This is a genomic window from Streptomyces sp. NPDC002640, assembly GCF_053592575.1.
The window spans coordinates 112,982-128,342 of sequence record NZ_JBSFVZ010000008.1 but is presented as its reverse complement, the minus strand read 5'-3'; the positions used below and the strand labels follow the sequence as shown (position 1 = coordinate 128,342).

The window sequence follows — 15,361 nt, the reverse complement described above, 5'->3', positions numbered from 1 at the left end:
GGCGTCAGGTCTCCCGGAGGGGCGCGTACGCGTCGGCGGCGAGGCCGAAGGTCCAGGCGACGCCCTCACGCGCCGTCCGGGTCCGCGGCGGGACCCGCAGCCAGTACGTGCGGAACGTCCCGTCCGGCTCCGCCGTGGAGTTGACCACCTCCACCATCACCACCGGCTCGTCGGAGGGGAGTCCGATCCGCCACAGCACCCCCGTCCCGTCCCGGTGCACCGGACGCGCCCCGGAGTCCGCGAGGTACCGGTCGTACCCGTAGTGCTCCAGCATCACCCGCCTCAGCTCGGCGTTCTCCTCGTCGCGTATGCGCTCCGGCGTCAGCGACGACAGCCCGGAGAGGAACTCCGCCGGCACCGGCATGCCACGCCACGCGTACAGCGCGAACCCGTCCGGGAACGCGAGGGCGGGCCCGTCCCCCCGGTCCAGCCGCCCGTTCTCGTCCCGGTGCAGCTCCACCGGCCGCTCGCAGAGGACGGCCGCGTGCTCGTAGGGCCACCACCAGCCGGCGTGCCGGGCCACCGCGGCCAGACCGTCCAGCGGCGCGCGGTCCGTGTCGAAGGCGGCCAGCCAGGCCGCGTCGTGCTGCCCCAGCACCGCGTCGAGCATCAGCAGGCGTATCCGGGTCCGGGACGCCGCGTCGTCCCCGGACAGTTCCTCGGTCACCGCCTCGGTGATCCGGTCCGTCAGGACGCGCGTGGTGTCCCACAGCCGCCCGCCCGTCGCCGCCCAGTGCGCGCTCCAGCCGGCCGGGCCCAACCGCGCGGTGAGCGCCTCCCGTTCCGCGGCCCACGGCGCCGTCCGCACCGCCTCGCGCACGCTGCGGCCGAGCCCTCCCGCCTCGGCCGCGAGTAGCATCCGCATCGCCTCACGCGGAGAGCCGGCCCACAGCACGCGCTCCGGCCCGGCCAGACCTGCCCTGCGGTAGGCCAGCCGCAGGCCCTCCTCGGCCGCCGCACGGTCCGCCGGCCCCGTGCCCGCCGCCGTGCCGCGCCACCGCGCCACCCGATCGACCGCCACGGCGGCCCCGGTGTCCGTCGTCGTCATCGTCATCGTCATCCTTCCGTCCTCCCGCCCTGTCGCCCCTGCCGCTCCGCCCGGCCCGTGCTCAGTCCGCGACCAGCCGCACCGAACCGGGCACGTACTCCCGCTGCCGGATCACCCGGAACCACCCCTTGGGCAGCGGTATCGCCGCGTGCTCCTCGTGCACCACCCGTCCCCCCTCGGGGAGATGGAGCAGCAGCGGACCGAACGGCCCGCTCTCCCGCACGAGTCGGCCCGCGCCGACCACCGCGTGGGCGTGGCCGGTCACCTCGCCCAGGGCCAGCACCAGCCGACCCCGCGCGTCCCTGGCCTCGCCCGGGGCGTCCACCGCGTGGCGCGGCACCGCCGTCCCCTCGACGGGCACGATCAGCACGTCTCCCTGCCGGTACACAGAGCTCTCCCCTCGCCGCCGCTCCGGGCTCGCCACCCGGACACGTCTTCGACAGTAGGAGCCGCCACCGACAACGCCCGGCCGCCGGGCGTCCCCGGCGTCGGCGCTGTCGGTGGCCCTTGGTAGAACTTCTGACAGATCGGCATTCCGCTGTTCGAACCGGGGATCGTCAGGAGAGGCGCATGACCGTCAACGACCACTTGGACGAGCTGTACGGACTGCCCGCGTTCACCTTCCCGGAGGCGGGGCAGGAGACCGGGCTTCCGGACCCGGAGACGGTCGCCTGGCGCATCGCGGTCGAGATCGACGAGCCGGAGGAGTCTTGGCCCGAGGCCTTCACCCGGTTCGCGGACACGGTGGACCTCTCCCGGGTGCGCGCCCTGATCGTCGGCGGGTGGACGGACGCCTACGAGGAGTCCAGCAAGGAGGTCGTCGAGGCGATCGTCGCGGCCGCGGACCGGCTCACCGGCCTCCGCGCGCTCTTCGTCGGTGACATGACCTTCGAGGAGTCGGAGATCTCCTGGATCACGCAGTGCGACGTCACGCCGCTGCTGCGGAGCTTCCCCGGGCTGCGCTGGTTCGGCGTCCGCGGCGGCAAGGAACTGGCCTTCCCGTCGCTGCGGCACGAGCGGCTGGAGAGCCTGGTCGTGGAGACCGGCGGGCTCGGTGCGGAAGTCGTCCGGTCCATCGCGGCCGGCGACTTCCCCGCCCTGGAGAACCTCGACCTCTGGCTCGGCTCGGACTGGTACGGCGGCACCGCCGAAGTCGACGACCTCCGGCCGATCCTCGAAGGCGCCCGGCTGCCCTCGCTGCGGTACCTGGCACTGCGCAACAGCGTGATCGAGGACCGGATCGCCGAGGCGCTGGCGGGAGCCGCCGTCGTCCCCCGGCTCGAGGTGCTGGACCTGTCCATGGGCACCCTGTCCGACGAGGGCGCGGCCGCCCTGCTCGCGGGCCAGCCGCTGACCCACCTCAGGAAGCTGGACCTGCACCACCACTACATCGGCTCGGAGATGCAGACCCGCCTCCGCGAGGCGCTGGAGCCGGCCGGTGTGGCCGTCGATCTCGGGGAGGACCGCGCCGGCTCCGACAGGGACGGCGACCGCCGCTACATAGCCGTGGCCGAGTGAGCCGGGCGACCCGCTTCGCGGTCGTGGGCAACCCGGAGAACCGCAGGGTGGCGCTGTTCTCCGCCGCCGTGCGCTCCGCCGGGCTGCCCGCGCCGCGGGTGGTGCCGTGGGTGGACGTGCTCCGCGACGCGGGGGCGGCGTTCGGGCCCGAGGAGACCGTCCGGATCGACTCGCCGGGGGAGAACCCGGAGGTCGACCGGCTGCTGCGGGACGTCACCGACCCGACCCGGGTCGAGGGCTCGGCGCGCTGGTACCGGCGGTTCACCGCCGCCGCCCGCACGCTCACCGGCGGCCGGAGGCTGGACGACGTGGACGAACTGGCGGTGCTCTTCGACAAGCGCCGCTGCCACGCCGTGCTCCGGGAGGCCGGGGTGCCGGTGCCCGCGTCACCGACCTCCGGCCCGTCGGCGGCACCGGTGCGCGGCTGGGAGGACGCGCGCGCCCTGATGCGCGAGCACCGCATGCCCCGGGTGTTCCTCAAGCTCGCCCACGGCTCCTCGGCCTCCGGGGTGCTGGCCGTGGAGACCGCCTCCGGAGGCCGGATCCGCGCCACCACCTCGGTGGAACGGGCCGACGACGGACGGCTGTTCAACTCGCTGCGGCTGAGAGTCCTGCACGACGAGCGGGAGATCGCCGCCGTCGTCGACACGCTCGCGCCGGACGGGCTGCACCTCGAACGTTGGGTGCCCAAGGCGGCGCTCGGCGGCCGCAGTTGCGACCTGCGGGTCGTGGTCGTGGCCGGGCGGGCCACCCACGCCGTGGTGCGCACCAGCCGGTCGCCCCTGACCAACCTCCACCTCGGCGGCGAGCGGGGGGACCTGGCGGCGGTCCGCGCCGCCGTCGAGACCGCGGGCGGCGACCTGGGCCGCCTGCTCGCCGTCTGCGAACGGGCCGCCGCCTGCTTCCCGCGCACCCTGTGCGTGGGCGTCGACCTGCTGCCGGCCGTCGGCTGGCGGCGCTTCGCCGTCGGCGAGGTCAACGCCTTCGGCGACCTGCTGCCCCGCCTCACCGGGCTCCCCGGCAGCGGCGCCGAGGGCCTGGACACCTACGCCGCCCAGGTGCGCGCCGCCCTGCGCGGCGCGCCCGTCCCCGTACCACCGCACAGCCCGAGGAACCACGATGCCCCCGCAGCTACCGCAGCCTTCGCCCCCACCGCCCGCACCTGAGCCGGACATGAACGAGATCGTCGGCAGCCACGACCTGCTGATGGTCACCCTCGACACCCTCCGGTACGACGTGGCCGTCGAACTGGCCGAGGCCGGGCGCATCCCCCACCTCGCCCGCCACCTGCCCGGCGGGCGGTGGGAGGAGCGGCACGCGCCGGGCAGCTTCACCTACGCCTCCCACCAGGCGATGTTCGCCGGGTTCCTGCCGACCCCGGCCCGGCCGGGCCCGCACCCCAGGCTGTTCGCCGCGCGGTTCGCGGGCAGCGAGACCACGGCCGCCGGCACCTTCGTCCACGACACCCCGGACCTGGTCTCCGGACTGGCCGAGGCCGGCTACCACACGGCGTGCGTCGGCGGCGTCGGCTTCTTCAACAAGCAGGGCCCGCTGGGTTCCGTGCTGCCCGGCCTCTTCGCGGAGTCCCACTGGGAACCGGAGTTCGGCGTGCCCTCGCCCACCTCCTTCGAGGCCCAGGTGGCGTGCGCCGAGCAGATCGTGGCCCGGCTGCCGCACGAGAAGCGGCTGTTCCTCTTCGTCAACGTCTCCGCACTGCACCAGCCGAACTGGTTCCACCTGCCCGGCGCCACCCGTGAACACGGCGACACCCGGGCCAGCCACGCGGCCGCCCTGGAGTACGTGGACCGGCACATCGGCCGGCTCTTCGACGCCGTGCGCAGCCGTCGCCGCTGCTTCGCCGTCGTCTGCTCCGACCACGGGACCGCCTACGGGGACGACGGCTGGACCGGGCACCGCCTCGGTCACCCCGTGGTGTGGACCGTGCCCTACGCCCACTTCTTCCTCGACCCCGACGAGGCACGATGACCACCCCCGCGCCCGCGCCCCTCACGCCGCCGGCCCCTGCGACCACTGCCGCTCCGGCGACCGCTGCCGCTCCCGCGACCTCCGCCGCGCCGGAGCCGCCCGCCACCGCCGCCGCGCCGCGTCCGTACAGCCAGTACGTGTACGCCTACCCGCACAAGACGGCCTACCGGCGCCTGGAGCCCCGGCCCGCGCTCGCCGGACTGTGGGCGGGCGAGCCCAAGGACGCGCTCTCGCTCTACCTGCACATCCCGTTCTGCGAGGTCCGCTGCGGCTTCTGCAACCTGTTCACCCGGATCGGCGCGCCCGACGGGCTCACCGGCGCCTACCTGGACGCCCTGGACCGCCAGGCCGCCGTCGTCCGCGAGGCCCTCGGGGACGGGCCGGTGCGGTTCGCCACCGCCGCGTTCGGGGGCGGCACCCCCACCTTCCTGACCGCCGCCGAACTCGAGCGGCTCTGCGACATCGCCGAGCGGCGCGCCGGCGCCGACCTTCGGGCCGTCCCGCTCTCCGTGGAGGCGTCACCGGCGACCGCCACCGCCGACCGGCTCGCCGTCCTCGCCGACCGCGGGACCACCCGGCTCAGCCTGGGCGTGCAGAGCTTCGTGGACTCCGAGGCGCGCGCCGCCGTCCGCCCCCAGCGGCGGGCCGACGTCGAGGCGGCGCTCGGCCGGATCCGGGACGCCCGCATCCCCGTCCTCAACATCGACCTCATCTACGGCATCGACGGCCAGACCGAACGGACCTGGCGGCAGTCCCTGGACGCGGCCCTGGCCTGGAACCCGGAGGAGATCTACCTCTACCCGCTCTACGTCCGCCCGCTGACCGGCCTCGGCCGGCTCGGCGCCGACGCGGACGCGGCCTGGGACCGGCAGCGCCTCGCGCTCTACCGCGCCGGCCGCGACCACCTGCGGGCCCACGGCTACCGGCAGCGGTCCATGCGCATGTTCCGCCGCGCCGACGCCCCCGCCACGGGAGAGGAGGACTACGCCTGCCAGACCGACGGCATGATCGGTCTGGGCTGCGGAGCCCGTTCCTACACCCGGGAGCTGCACTACTCCTTCGACTACGCCGTGGACATGCGGCAGATCCGCTCCATCGTCGACGACTACACCGCACGCCCCGCCGAGGACTTCCGGTTCGCCGAGTACGGCCGGGCGGTCGACGGCGACGAGGCGCGCCGCCGCCACCTGCTCCAGTCGCTGCTCCAGGCCGACGGGATGGACGCCGACGACTACCGGGCCCGCTTCGGTTCCGCTCCGGAGGCCGACTTCCCCGGCGAACTGGCCCGGTTCGCCGACTGCGGCTGGCTGGACGACTCCGCTCCCGCGGGGCTGCTGCGGCTCTCCGAGGAGGGCCTCGCCCACTCGGACGCCCTCGGACCCGAACTGTTCTCGCCGGCGGTCCGCGCCGCGATGGCCTCCTACGACCCGAAGTGAGCGGACCGCGATGGACCTGACGCTCCTGTACCGCGGCCCGCTGGCCTCCTGCGACTACGACTGCCCGTACTGCCCCTTCGCCAAGCGGCGCGACACCCCGGACCAGCTGCGGGCCGACCGGGCCGCCCTGGAACGTTTCACCGACTGGGTGGCGGCCCGCACCGAGGACTCGCTGTCCGTCCTGTTCACCCCGTGGGGCGAAGGGCTGGTGCGCTCCTGGTACCGCCGGGCCATGGTGCGGCTGTCCCACCTGCCGCACGTCCGCCGCGTCGCCATCCAGACCAACCTCAGCTGCCGCACCGACTGGCTGGCCGAGGCCGACCCGGACACCCTCGCCCTGTGGTGCACCTACCACCCCGGCCAGACCCCCTACGACCGGTTCCTCGCCAAGACGCACGACCTGACCGCCCGTGGGGTCCGCTTCAGCGTGGGCGTGGTCGGCCTGCCGGACCATCTGGACCACGCGCGGCGCCTGCGCGCCGATCTTCCCGAACGGGTGTACCTCTGGGTCAACGCGGCCGACGGGCACGCCTACTCGGACGCCGAGGCCGAGCGGTGGACCGCGCTCGACCCGCTGTTCCCCTACAGCCGTCACCCGCACCGCAGCGGCGGCCTGCCCTGCCGGACGGGTGAGTCGGTGGTCTCGGTGGACGGGGACGGGACGGTCCGCCGCTGCCACTTCGTCCGTGCGGAACTGGGCAACCTGTACGACGATTCGTTCCGTGCGGCTCTGCGGCCCCGCGCCTGCCCGCTCGCGGTGTGCGACTGTCACATCGGCTACGTCCACCTGGAGACACTGCCGCTGTACGACGTCTTCGCGGGCGGGGTCCTGGAGCGGATTCCCGCCGACGCCCCGTCAGCGCGCGTGCCGGTCCCGCTCGAAACACCGAGGGCCTATTGACGTGCGCATGACGGATCGGCTGGAGTGGTGCGCGCCCGCACGACACGGCGGCCCCGCGGCCCGCTCCCCCGATCTGGAGGAACCTTGAGCACACGAACGGCGCACCGGACACGAACGGTCCTGTTCAGACGTACCGCCGTCCCGGCCCTGGGCGCGCTGCTCGCGGCCGCGCTGCTGGTCACCGGCGCACCCGCCGGCGTCGCCGCCCCCGCGCCGGACGGGGCGGTGGCCGCCGACGCGTCCACCGGGCCCACGGCGCGGGCCTTCGCCCGCGCCGCCGCCGAGTACGGCGTGCCGCGCGACCTGCTGGTCGCCGTCGCCCACGGCGAGAGCCGCCTGGACGGCCACGACGGCGAGCCCAGCCAGGCCAACGGCTACGGCGTGATGCACCTGGTCAGCAACCCCACCCACCGGACGCTGGAGCAGGCGGCGGAACTGACCGGGCTGCCGGGGTCCCGGCTGCGCGAGGACACCTCCGCCAACATCCTGGGCGGCGCCGCCGTCCTCAGGGCGACGGCCGACGAGCACGGCCTCGACGCGGCCGACCGCCGTGACGCGGGCGCCTGGTACGAGACGGTGGCCGCCTACGGCGGCGCCGAGGACGACCGCGCCGCCCGGCTCTACGCGGACGCGGTGTACGACTTCCTCGGCCAGGGCCTGACCGCGCGCGCCGAGACCGGCGAGACGGTGCGGGTGGCCCCCCGGACGGTCGAGCCCGACCGGGGGAAGCTGGAGCGGGCCGGCGGGGACTTCGGCGTCGCCAGCACCGACTACGCCCCGGCCCTGTGGGTCCCGGCCGACGCCTCCAACTACACGGTCGGCCGCAGCTCCGCGATCACCCATGTGGTGGTGCACGTCACCCAGGGGTCGTACGCCGGGTCCATCAGCTGGTACCAGAACCCGTCCTCCGACGTGAGCGCCCACTACACGATCCGCTCCTCGGACGGCCAGGTCACCCAGTCGGTCCGCGAGAAGGACACCGCCTGGCACGCCCGGTCCGGCAACCCCTACAGCGTGGGCATCGAGCACGAGGGGTACGTCAGCGACCCCAAGTGGTTCACGGACGCCATGTACCGCTCGTCCGCCGCGCTCACCAAGCACCTCGCCGACCGCTACGGCATCCCCAAGGACCGCGCGCACATCGTCGGCCACGTCGAGGTGCCCGGCAACGACCACACCGACCCCGGCCCGTACTGGGACTGGTCGTACTACATGCAGCTCATCGGCGGCTCGAACTCCGGCGGCGAGGTGCGGCTGAGCTTCCCGGCCTACACGTCGATCAGCGCCGGCTCCACCGGTGACCTGGTCCGCGCCGCCCAGTACCTGCTGAACCAGCAGGGCTACAAGGCCGGCACGGTCGACGGCGTCTTCGGGTCCGGCACGACCACCGCGGTCAAGGCCTTCCAGACCGCCAAGGGCCTCACGTCCGACGGCGTGGTCGGCAAGCGCACCTGGACCGCGCTGCTCACCGCCGGGACCAGGCCGGTGCTCCAGCAGGGCAGCTCCGGAGCCGACGTGCAGCGTCTCCAGCGCGGCCTGACCGCGGCGCTGGGCCGCACCGTGGACGCCGACGGCGTCTTCGGCTCGGGCACGGCCACGGCGGTCCGCGAATACCAGACCAGCCGCGCGCTGACCGTGGACGGCATCGTGGGCTCCGGCACCTGGGGGGCCCTCCAGGCCGGCCGCTGACCCCCGGCCGCACCTCCCGCCCGTCACCCCCGCGCGCCCGTCGCGCGGGGGTGACCGGCTTTCCGGCCCCCGGTCCCGCGTCCGCGTCCATCACGTAATCTTCACGGTTGCGGACCGTTGTCGGGAAGATGTGGAGGGGCCGACCGGTGGCTGACGAACCCCTGGAGCCGCGGGTGCGGCTGCCCCAGCTCAGGCTCGACGAACTGCTGGGCGAGGTGCAGGCCCGTCTCGACGCCGCCCGCGGCACCCGGGACCGGGTGCACAGCCTCCTGGAGGCCGTGCTGTCGGTCGGCAGGGAGCTCGACCTCCAGCAGGCCCTGCACGGCATCGTGGAAGCCGCCGCGGTCCTGGTCGACGCCCGGTACGCGGCCCTCGGGGTGATCGGACCGGACGGCCGCCGCCTCTCCGCCTTCCACACCATCGGTGTGAGCGACGAACGGATCGGGAGGATCGGCCCCTTCCCCGAGGGGCACGGCATCCTCGGCGAGCTCATCCGCCGCCCCGAGCCGCTGCGGCTCACCAAACTCTCCGAGCACGCCGCGTCCTACGGGCTGCCGCCGGGGCATCCGCGGATGAACAGCTTCCTGGGCGTGCCCATCCGGGTGCGGGACCAGGTCTTCGGCAACCTCTACCTGACCGAGAAGAGCGGCGGCGCCCAGTTCGACGAGGACGACGAGTCGGTGCTGTCCACGCTCGCCGTCGCGGCCGGCGTCGCCATCGACAACGCCCGTCTCTACGAGGAGTCCCGGCTGCGGGAGCGGTGGCTGCGCGCCAACGCCGAGATCACCCACAGCCTGATGTCCGGCACCGGCCGCGCCGACGTACTCGGCCTGATGGCCGACCGGGCGCGCGAGATAACCGGCGCCGCCCGGGCGGTCGTCGCGGTGCCCCTGGAGGACGGCGTGGCCCTCCGGGTCGAACTGGCCACCGGCGAGGGGGCGGACGAACTGGGCGGGCTGGTGCTCGAACTGGGGGAGAGCCTGCTGGGGCGTGCCTTCTCCACGGCCGCCCCGGCCTTCTGGCCGGACCGCTCGGGCAGGGAGGACCGGCCCGGCGACGTCTCGCTGCTGCCCGGCCACGGTCCCGCCGTGGCGGTGCCCATCGGGGACGGCGGCCAGGGAGTGCGCGGCGTGGTGCTGCTCGCCCGCCAGGCCGGCGGCCCCGCCTTCACCGGCGAGGAGACGGAACAGCTGCAGGCGTTCGCCGCGCAGGCGGCGATCGCCATGGAACTGGCCGAACGGCGCCGCGACGCCGAGCAGATGGCCGTGCTGCAGGACCGCGACCGGATCGCCCGCGACCTCCACGACCTCGCCATCCAGCGGCTGTTCGCCACCGGGATGACCCTGCAGAGCGCCGGGCGGTTCATCGAGCACCCGGTGGCCGCCGACCGGGTGCTGCGCGCCGTCGACGACCTCGACCAGACCATCAAGATCATCCGGTCCACCATCTTCGGACTCCGCGCCCGCGACGGCGAGGGAGCGGTCACCCTCCGCTCCCGGGTCGTCCGGGTGGCGGGCGAGGCCGCGTCCGTGCTCGGCTACGCGCCCGGGGTGCGCATCGAGGGGCTGGTCGACACGGTGGTGCCCGGCCGGGTGGCCGACGACCTGGTGGCGGTGCTCGCCGAGGGGATGGCCAACATCGCCCGTCACGCGCGCGCCGACCGGGCCGACGTGGTGGTGGAGACCGACGGCCGCACCGTGCGGCTCACGGTCACCGACGACGGCGTCGGCCTGGCTTCGGGCGGACGGCGTAGCGGGCTGCGGAACATGGCCGAACGCGCCGAACAGCGGGGCGGCTCGCTCACGCTCACCACCCCGCCGGACGGGGGCACCACGCTGGTCTGGGAGGTCCCGCTGCCCGTCGAGGGCTGACGCCGCGACCGGGCCGAGGTCTACGGCAGTGAGTCGAGGAACTCGAGCAGTGCCTTGTTGTATGCCTGCGGGTTCTCCATGTTGGGCATGTGCATCGCCCCGGGGACGCGGACCCTCCGGCCGTCCTTCACGGCGTCGGTGACCGCGGAGGTGGCGCCCAGGTTGTCGGCGGACTCGTGCTCCCCGTCCAGGGCCAGCACCGGCACCTCGGCCAGCTCGCCGATCCGTGACGCCACGTCCGGGATCTGCACCTGGAGGTTCGGCTCGTCCGCCGTGTGCTTGGCCAACGTGCCGGACAGCGCCTCGCGCAGGATCCGCACCGTCTCCGGATCGTGGTGGTGCAGCATGGAGAACGGCCAGTCGGGCGCGAACACCGCCAGGGGAGGCGCGTCCCCGGCGTCGTGGACCGGCGGGGGTGCCGTCACGCCGCCGCCCGAGAGCGACAGAGCCCGCACCGCCCAGGGGTGTTCAAGTGCGGTCTCCACGGCGACGGACGCGCCCATGGACACCCCCACGAGCACCGCCGGGCCGCGGTCCAGGTGGCGCACCAGCGCTGCCACGTCGTCGGCCGACCGGAAGGGCCGGCTCGCGTTGGCCGAGCCGCCGTGCCCGCGCGCGTCCGGCGCCACCACGTGGAAACGCTCGGCCAGGACGGGCATCTGGGCCGACCACACGGTGTGGTCGGCGAAACCGGAGTGCAGAAGGACGACCAACGGGCCGCTGCCGGGTCCTGCTTCGGCGTAGGCGAGGGCGCCGTCGTCGCTGGCGAAGGTCTTCATGACAACCAAGGTGTCATTGTTTCCAAGGAATGACAACCCAGGTGTCATAATGGAGGGGTGGACGACGAGATGAGCCAGGACGAGCGCCCCGACCCGTCGGACCCGTCGGACCCGGACGCCCGGGCCCGTCGGCTGATGGAGGTCTTCGACCTGGTCGGCCCGCTCTACCGCAAGGTCTTCCGCAGGATCGAGGAGGAGACGCCGGTCGACGGGCTCGGTGTCGGGGTGCGCGCCGTCCTCGACCTGCTGCACCGCAACGGGCCCCTGACGGTGCCGCAGATGAGCCGGGCGCAGGCGCTCAGCCGGCAGTTCGTGCAGCGGATGGTCAACGACGCGCTCGCCCGCGGTTACGCGGAGACCCGCCCCAATCCGGCGCACCGGCGCTCCTCGCTGATCGCCCTCACCCCGGCGGGGGAGCGGGCGGTGCGCACGGTCGTCGCCCACGAGCACGCCCAGCTCCGCCAGATCGGCGGCGACCTCACCGACGCGGAACTGGACGCCTGCGTCAAGGTCCTCGCCCGGATGCTCGACCTCTTCGACGACGTCGACATGGACGGCACGACACCGCCTGCCCCGCCCCGACGGCGGAGCGAGGGGGACGCGCCGTAGGCATCCCCAGTCGCCCGCCGGTCTCCCAACTCCGTTCGTCGCCCCCCTCATTGGCGCGAGGCCCGCTTGTGGATCTTCGGCCGGGGCGGTGTACTGGGGCCGCGGCCCACGGGCCGGACCAGGACAGGGCACGGCCGGGGCGCCGGAGCCAGGGGCGGGAGGAAGGCGCGACATGCTCTCCATCGACATCACGGGGGCTCTCGACAGCATGCCCCCGCACGCGTCGTCCGAGTACCACGCGCGGGCCGGAGTGCTCTGCGACCGGCTGACCGAGGAGGACATGGACTCCCTGGAGGCGCTGGTCGCCGACGGGAGCGACCGCAAGCGGAGCTTCGACGCGCTGTACGTCCTGCTGGCCAGGCACCGCAGGGTCCTGGACTCCGACCGCTTCCGCCGCCTCTACGAACGTCACGCGGGGCACTTCGACGACATGCCGATGCGCGCCGTGCTCGACTCCGACATGGCCCTCCTGCACCCCGGCGGACCCGACCTGGGGAGCGCGGTCGAGTACGCCGCGCGGGCCCTGGCCTCCTACCCGAACAACCAGCCGCTCGTCGCCCACCACGCCCGCGTCCTGGCCGAACTGGGCTGGTCCGGCGCCGACGTGCCGCGGGAGGAACTGGAGCAGGCGCTGGGCAGGGTGGAGCGGTCCATCGAGGCGGACCCGGAACGGGCGAGGTTCCGGGCGGTCAAGGGGCAGTTGTGCGCCCTGCTGGGCCGGCACGAGGAGGCCGAGGCCGCGATCCGGCGGGCACTGGACCTCGAGGACTCCAGCCAGAACGGCTACGCGATCCGGGTCATCGAGTACCAGCGGCTGCGGGCCGACATCCGGCTCCGGGCGGAGACCGAGCGCATCCGGGAGGCGCTGCGCGAGACGACCGAACGGCTGGACCAGGAGATGGACCTCCGGCTCGGCGCGGTCGCCGAGACCATCCGGCGCCGCGAGGAGGCCGAGCTGGCCAAGCTGCGGTCCGAGTCCCTGGGGACGCTCGGTCTGCTCGCCGCGGTGATCGCCTTCATCGTGACCAGTGTCCAGGTCGCCGACAAGATGCCGCTGGCCGACGGGCTGCGCCTGTTGGCGGGCATCGCCGGTGTGCTCACGCTGGTGTTCACCGTGTTCGCCGGCGTCTACGCCGCGGTGCGCTCGTGGTGGCTGACCGCACCGGTGCTGCTGGGCGTGACGCTGTTCGCCTACGCGAGCTACGCATGACCCCCGGGACGGCGGGGCGGGAGGCCGGTGGGCTCAGAGGTCCCGTTGGTACTCCAGGGCGGTGTGGGTCGGTTCGTAGCCCAGGGTGTCGTTGATCCGCCGCATGGCGGTGTTGCTGTCGGCCGTGTCGGTGACCAGGCCCGTGAGCCCGGGGTGGGCGGTGCGGGCCAGGCGGATCGACTCGGCCTTCATCCGGAGGCCGAGCCCGTGGCCGCGGTGCTCGGGCAGGACACCCGTGCCGTAGTGCTGTCCGTCGCCCTTGCCGTCCCCCGGCACCACGAGCTCCGAGAAGCCGACGATCGAGCCGTCCGAGACGTCGACGGCCGCGACCGTGCTGAGCAGATCCCCGCGCTCCGTGATCGCCCGGGCGGCGGCCAGGACGCGCTCCACGTCCCAGACGACGACGCCGTAGTCCGTGTCGTCCATCGGCATGTCGTCCATCGCGCGGCGGGAGTCGGCGAACGTGGCCGCCAGCTCCGGAGGGACCGCGCCCTCCCAGGACACCAGGCGGTAGCCCGGGTGCGGCCGCCCGGCGATCGCGTCGACCGTGGCGCCGTCCGGCCGGTCGAGGGCCAGTCGCGCGTACGTCAGGGCCAGCACCCTGCGGAAGCCGTGCGCGGCGAGGAACCGGTCACCCGGCGATCCCGCCTCCGCCTGGGCGATCACCGACCGCCGGGTCTCCCGCCGCGCTCCGGCCAGGGCCGCCTCGAGCAGCCGCGTCCCGACGCCCCGGCGGCGCTCCGCGGGGTGCACGGTGAGCGAGAGCTCCGCCAGGTGCTCCTGCCCCTCCTTGGTGAACACCCGCAGGAACGCGGATCCGAGCGGATGCTCCCCGGCGTCGCTCGCCAGCCAGGCGAGACGGTGACCGGACGGGGTGCGGTCGGGATCGGTCAGGGCGGTGACACGGATGGACAAGGCGGCTCCGGGAGAGGGGGGAAGGGGGTTCGAACACCCCAGTCGACCACGCGCCGCGGTGATGTCGCCTCCGGTTTTCCGGCGCCGCCCCAGGGGGTGGCCGGGCCTGCGCGGACCCCGGGTGCGCCGGTCGGCCGGGCGTGCACGGCTCTTTCGGGTACGGCCGTTGGTCATAGACTCGTCGGATGACTGCTGAGGACTCCGCCTTCACCGTGCTGGGCGTGCTGGGTGATCCCGTGCGCCGACGCCTGTACCGCCATGTCGCGGCCGCGCCGGAGGAGGTGGGGCGCGACGCGGCGGCCGAAGCGGTCGGTGTCTCGCGGTCGCTGGCCGCGCACCACCTGGACAAGCTGGTCGAGGCGGGGCTGCTGGACGTGTCGTTCCGGCGGCTGTCGGGGAAGGCCGGGCCGGGGGCGGGTCGACCCGCGAAGGTGTACCGGCGGGCGGACGGCGAGCATGCCGTCTCCGTGCCGCCCCGGTCGTACGACGCGGCCGGACGGCTGCTCGCCGAAGTGGTGGACAGGGCGGGCCTGGACCGGGAGCTGCAGGCGGCCGCGAGGGCGGCGGGCGCGGCGGACCCCGAGGCGGCCGCCGGTGACCTGGAGGAGCTGCTGAAGGAGCGCGGCTACCAGCCCTTCTGGGACGGGGAGACGCTGCGGCTGCGCAACTGCCCCTTCCACGCGCTGGCGGACGAGTTCCCCGCCCTGATCTGCGGGATGAACCTCGCGCTGCTCGACGGCATGGCGGACGAGGAGTGGCGTGCGGTGATGGAACCCTGTCCCGGCGGCTGCTGTGTGGCACTTTCTAAAAACAATGGAGGTTGACTGTAGAAGGTGGGTGGGTCAGTCTGGGCCCATGACGACCTTTCACCTCGCCCAGGTCAACGTCGGCCGTATCGTCGGCCCGCTGGACGGACCCGAACTCGCCGGATTCGTCGCCGAACTGCCCACGATCAACGCACTGGCCGACCGCAGCCCGGGATTCGTCTGGCGCATGGTCGACGAAGGCGGCGCGGACTCCACCGGGCTGCGGCCCGACGGCGGGGACGACCTGCTGCTGATCAACTGCTCGGTCTGGGAGTCGGTGGAGGCGCTCCGCGCCTTCACCTACCACTCCGACCACCTGCGGGTGCTGAGCCGGCGCCGTGAGTGGTTCCGGCGGATGAAGGACGCGCACCAGGCGTTGTGGTGGGTGCCCCAGGGGCACCGCCCCACCGCCGCGGAGGCGATGGAGAAGGTCGCCCTGGTGCGCGAACTGGGTCCGGGGCCGCGGGCGTTCACCTTCCGCGAGACCTTCCCCGCGCCCGCGCCGCCGGCCGCGCCCGCGTCCGCTGGCCGAGCGGAGACGGCGACGGAAATCGCCGCGCCGTGACGCCGGGGCGAGTCCTGTCGTGACCCTC

The 15,361-nt window shown here is 74.1% G+C and carries 15 protein-coding genes; 11 read left to right on the top strand and 4 right to left on the bottom strand.

The window, feature by feature from the left end:
* Nucleotides 1-4 precede the first annotated feature (4 nt).
* Nucleotides 5-1,048, bottom strand: a complete 1,044-nt coding sequence (locus tag ACWD3O_RS13245; RefSeq protein WP_451415920.1) for a DUF6745 domain-containing protein — start codon at nt 1,046-1,048, stop codon at nt 5-7.
* A gap of 61 nt (nt 1,049-1,109) precedes the next feature.
* Nucleotides 1,110-1,436, bottom strand: a complete 327-nt coding sequence (locus ACWD3O_RS13240) for a hypothetical protein (RefSeq protein WP_451413060.1) — start codon at nt 1,434-1,436, stop codon at nt 1,110-1,112.
* Nucleotides 1,437-1,618: 182 nt separating this feature from the next.
* Here ACWD3O_RS13240 and ACWD3O_RS13235 point away from each other — a divergent pair, with 182 nt between their 5' ends.
* The 7 genes from ACWD3O_RS13235 (at nt 1,619) to ACWD3O_RS13205 (ending at nt 10,449) form a co-directional block, all read left to right on the top strand.
* On the top strand, nt 1,619-2,566 hold the full coding sequence (locus ACWD3O_RS13235) for an STM4015 family protein (RefSeq protein WP_451415919.1): 948 nt from the start codon (nt 1,619-1,621) through the stop codon (nt 2,564-2,566).
* Nucleotides 2,563-3,732 carry an STM4014 family protein gene (locus ACWD3O_RS13230; RefSeq protein ID WP_451415918.1) on the top strand — a complete coding sequence of 390 codons (1,170 nt, stop codon included), beginning with the start codon at nt 2,563-2,565 and terminating at the stop codon, nt 3,730-3,732. The genes ACWD3O_RS13235 and ACWD3O_RS13230 overlap by 4 nt, the downstream gene beginning before the upstream one ends.
* Nucleotides 3,733-3,739: 7 nt before the next feature.
* The gene (locus ACWD3O_RS13225; RefSeq protein WP_451415917.1) at nt 3,740-4,552 is read left to right on the top strand and encodes an STM4013/SEN3800 family hydrolase; all 813 of its coding nucleotides are present in this window, start codon (nt 3,740-3,742) and stop codon (nt 4,550-4,552) included.
* Nucleotides 4,549-5,988 (top strand): STM4012 family radical SAM protein, encoded by a 1,440-nt coding sequence (locus ACWD3O_RS13220; RefSeq protein WP_451415916.1) that lies wholly within the window; start codon nt 4,549-4,551, stop codon nt 5,986-5,988. The genes ACWD3O_RS13225 and ACWD3O_RS13220 overlap by 4 nt, the downstream gene beginning before the upstream one ends.
* A gap of 10 nt (nt 5,989-5,998) precedes the next feature.
* Complete coding sequence (locus ACWD3O_RS13215; protein WP_451413065.1) at nt 5,999-6,889, top strand: STM4011 family radical SAM protein; 891 nt, start codon at nt 5,999-6,001, stop codon at nt 6,887-6,889.
* 84 nt (nt 6,890-6,973) lie between these two features.
* Nucleotides 6,974-8,578, top strand: coding sequence for an N-acetylmuramoyl-L-alanine amidase (locus tag ACWD3O_RS13210; protein ID WP_451415915.1), 1,605 nt, complete (start codon nt 6,974-6,976; stop codon nt 8,576-8,578).
* Nucleotides 8,579-8,724: 146 nt separating this feature from the next.
* A complete protein-coding gene (locus ACWD3O_RS13205; protein WP_451415914.1) occupies nt 8,725-10,449 on the top strand; it encodes a sensor histidine kinase in 1,725 nt (574 codons plus the stop codon).
* A 20-nt stretch (nt 10,450-10,469) separates the two neighbouring features.
* Here ACWD3O_RS13205 and ACWD3O_RS13200 read toward each other — a convergent pair whose 3' ends face one another.
* The gene (locus tag ACWD3O_RS13200) at nt 10,470-11,228 is read right to left on the bottom strand and encodes an alpha/beta fold hydrolase (protein ID WP_451415913.1); all 759 of its coding nucleotides are present in this window, start codon (nt 11,226-11,228) and stop codon (nt 10,470-10,472) included.
* 69 nt (nt 11,229-11,297) lie between these two features.
* Here ACWD3O_RS13200 and ACWD3O_RS13195 point away from each other — a divergent pair, with 69 nt between their 5' ends.
* Nucleotides 11,298-11,837, top strand: coding sequence for a MarR family winged helix-turn-helix transcriptional regulator (locus ACWD3O_RS13195; protein ID WP_451413124.1), 540 nt, complete (start codon nt 11,298-11,300; stop codon nt 11,835-11,837).
* 172 nt (nt 11,838-12,009) lie between these two features.
* A complete protein-coding gene (locus tag ACWD3O_RS13190) occupies nt 12,010-13,047 on the top strand; it encodes a hypothetical protein (protein WP_451413069.1) in 1,038 nt (345 codons plus the stop codon).
* 33 nt (nt 13,048-13,080) lie between these two features.
* Here the strand turns inward: ACWD3O_RS13190 and ACWD3O_RS13185 are convergent, their stop codons facing one another.
* Entirely contained in the window at nt 13,081-13,962 is an 882-nt protein-coding gene (locus ACWD3O_RS13185) for an N-acetyltransferase family protein (RefSeq protein WP_451413070.1), read from the bottom strand.
* A 185-nt stretch (nt 13,963-14,147) separates the two neighbouring features.
* On the opposite strand from ACWD3O_RS13185, the gene ACWD3O_RS13180 reads away from it, so the two are divergent.
* Nucleotides 14,148-14,786: a helix-turn-helix transcriptional regulator gene (locus ACWD3O_RS13180; protein WP_451415912.1), complete on the top strand. Its 639-nt coding sequence runs from the start codon at nt 14,148-14,150 to the stop codon at nt 14,784-14,786.
* 31 nt (nt 14,787-14,817) lie between these two features.
* Complete coding sequence (locus tag ACWD3O_RS13175) at nt 14,818-15,333, top strand: DUF3291 domain-containing protein (protein WP_451413072.1); 516 nt, start codon at nt 14,818-14,820, stop codon at nt 15,331-15,333.
* Nucleotides 15,334-15,361: the final 28 nt, after the last annotated feature.

Coding starts and splice junctions, on each gene's coding strand:
- ACWD3O_RS13190 (WP_451413069.1), top strand. CDS start 12,010: ATGCTCTCCATCGACATCACGGGGGCTCTCGACAGCATGCCCCCGCAC.
- ACWD3O_RS13225 (WP_451415917.1), top strand. CDS start 3,740: ATGAACGAGATCGTCGGCAGCCACGACCTGCTGATGGTCACCCTCGAC.
- ACWD3O_RS13200 (WP_451415913.1), bottom strand. CDS start 11,228: ATGAAGACCTTCGCCAGCGACGACGGCGCCCTCGCCTACGCCGAAGCA.
- ACWD3O_RS13195 (WP_451413124.1), top strand. CDS start 11,298: ATGAGCCAGGACGAGCGCCCCGACCCGTCGGACCCGTCGGACCCGGAC.
- ACWD3O_RS13245 (WP_451415920.1), bottom strand. CDS start 1,048: ATGACGACGACGGACACCGGGGCCGCCGTGGCGGTCGATCGGGTGGCG.
- ACWD3O_RS13235 (WP_451415919.1), top strand. CDS start 1,619: ATGACCGTCAACGACCACTTGGACGAGCTGTACGGACTGCCCGCGTTC.
- ACWD3O_RS13220 (WP_451415916.1), top strand. CDS start 4,549: ATGACCACCCCCGCGCCCGCGCCCCTCACGCCGCCGGCCCCTGCGACC.
- ACWD3O_RS13215 (WP_451413065.1), top strand. CDS start 5,999: ATGGACCTGACGCTCCTGTACCGCGGCCCGCTGGCCTCCTGCGACTAC.
- ACWD3O_RS13180 (WP_451415912.1), top strand. CDS start 14,148: ATGACTGCTGAGGACTCCGCCTTCACCGTGCTGGGCGTGCTGGGTGAT.
- ACWD3O_RS13175 (WP_451413072.1), top strand. CDS start 14,818: ATGACGACCTTTCACCTCGCCCAGGTCAACGTCGGCCGTATCGTCGGC.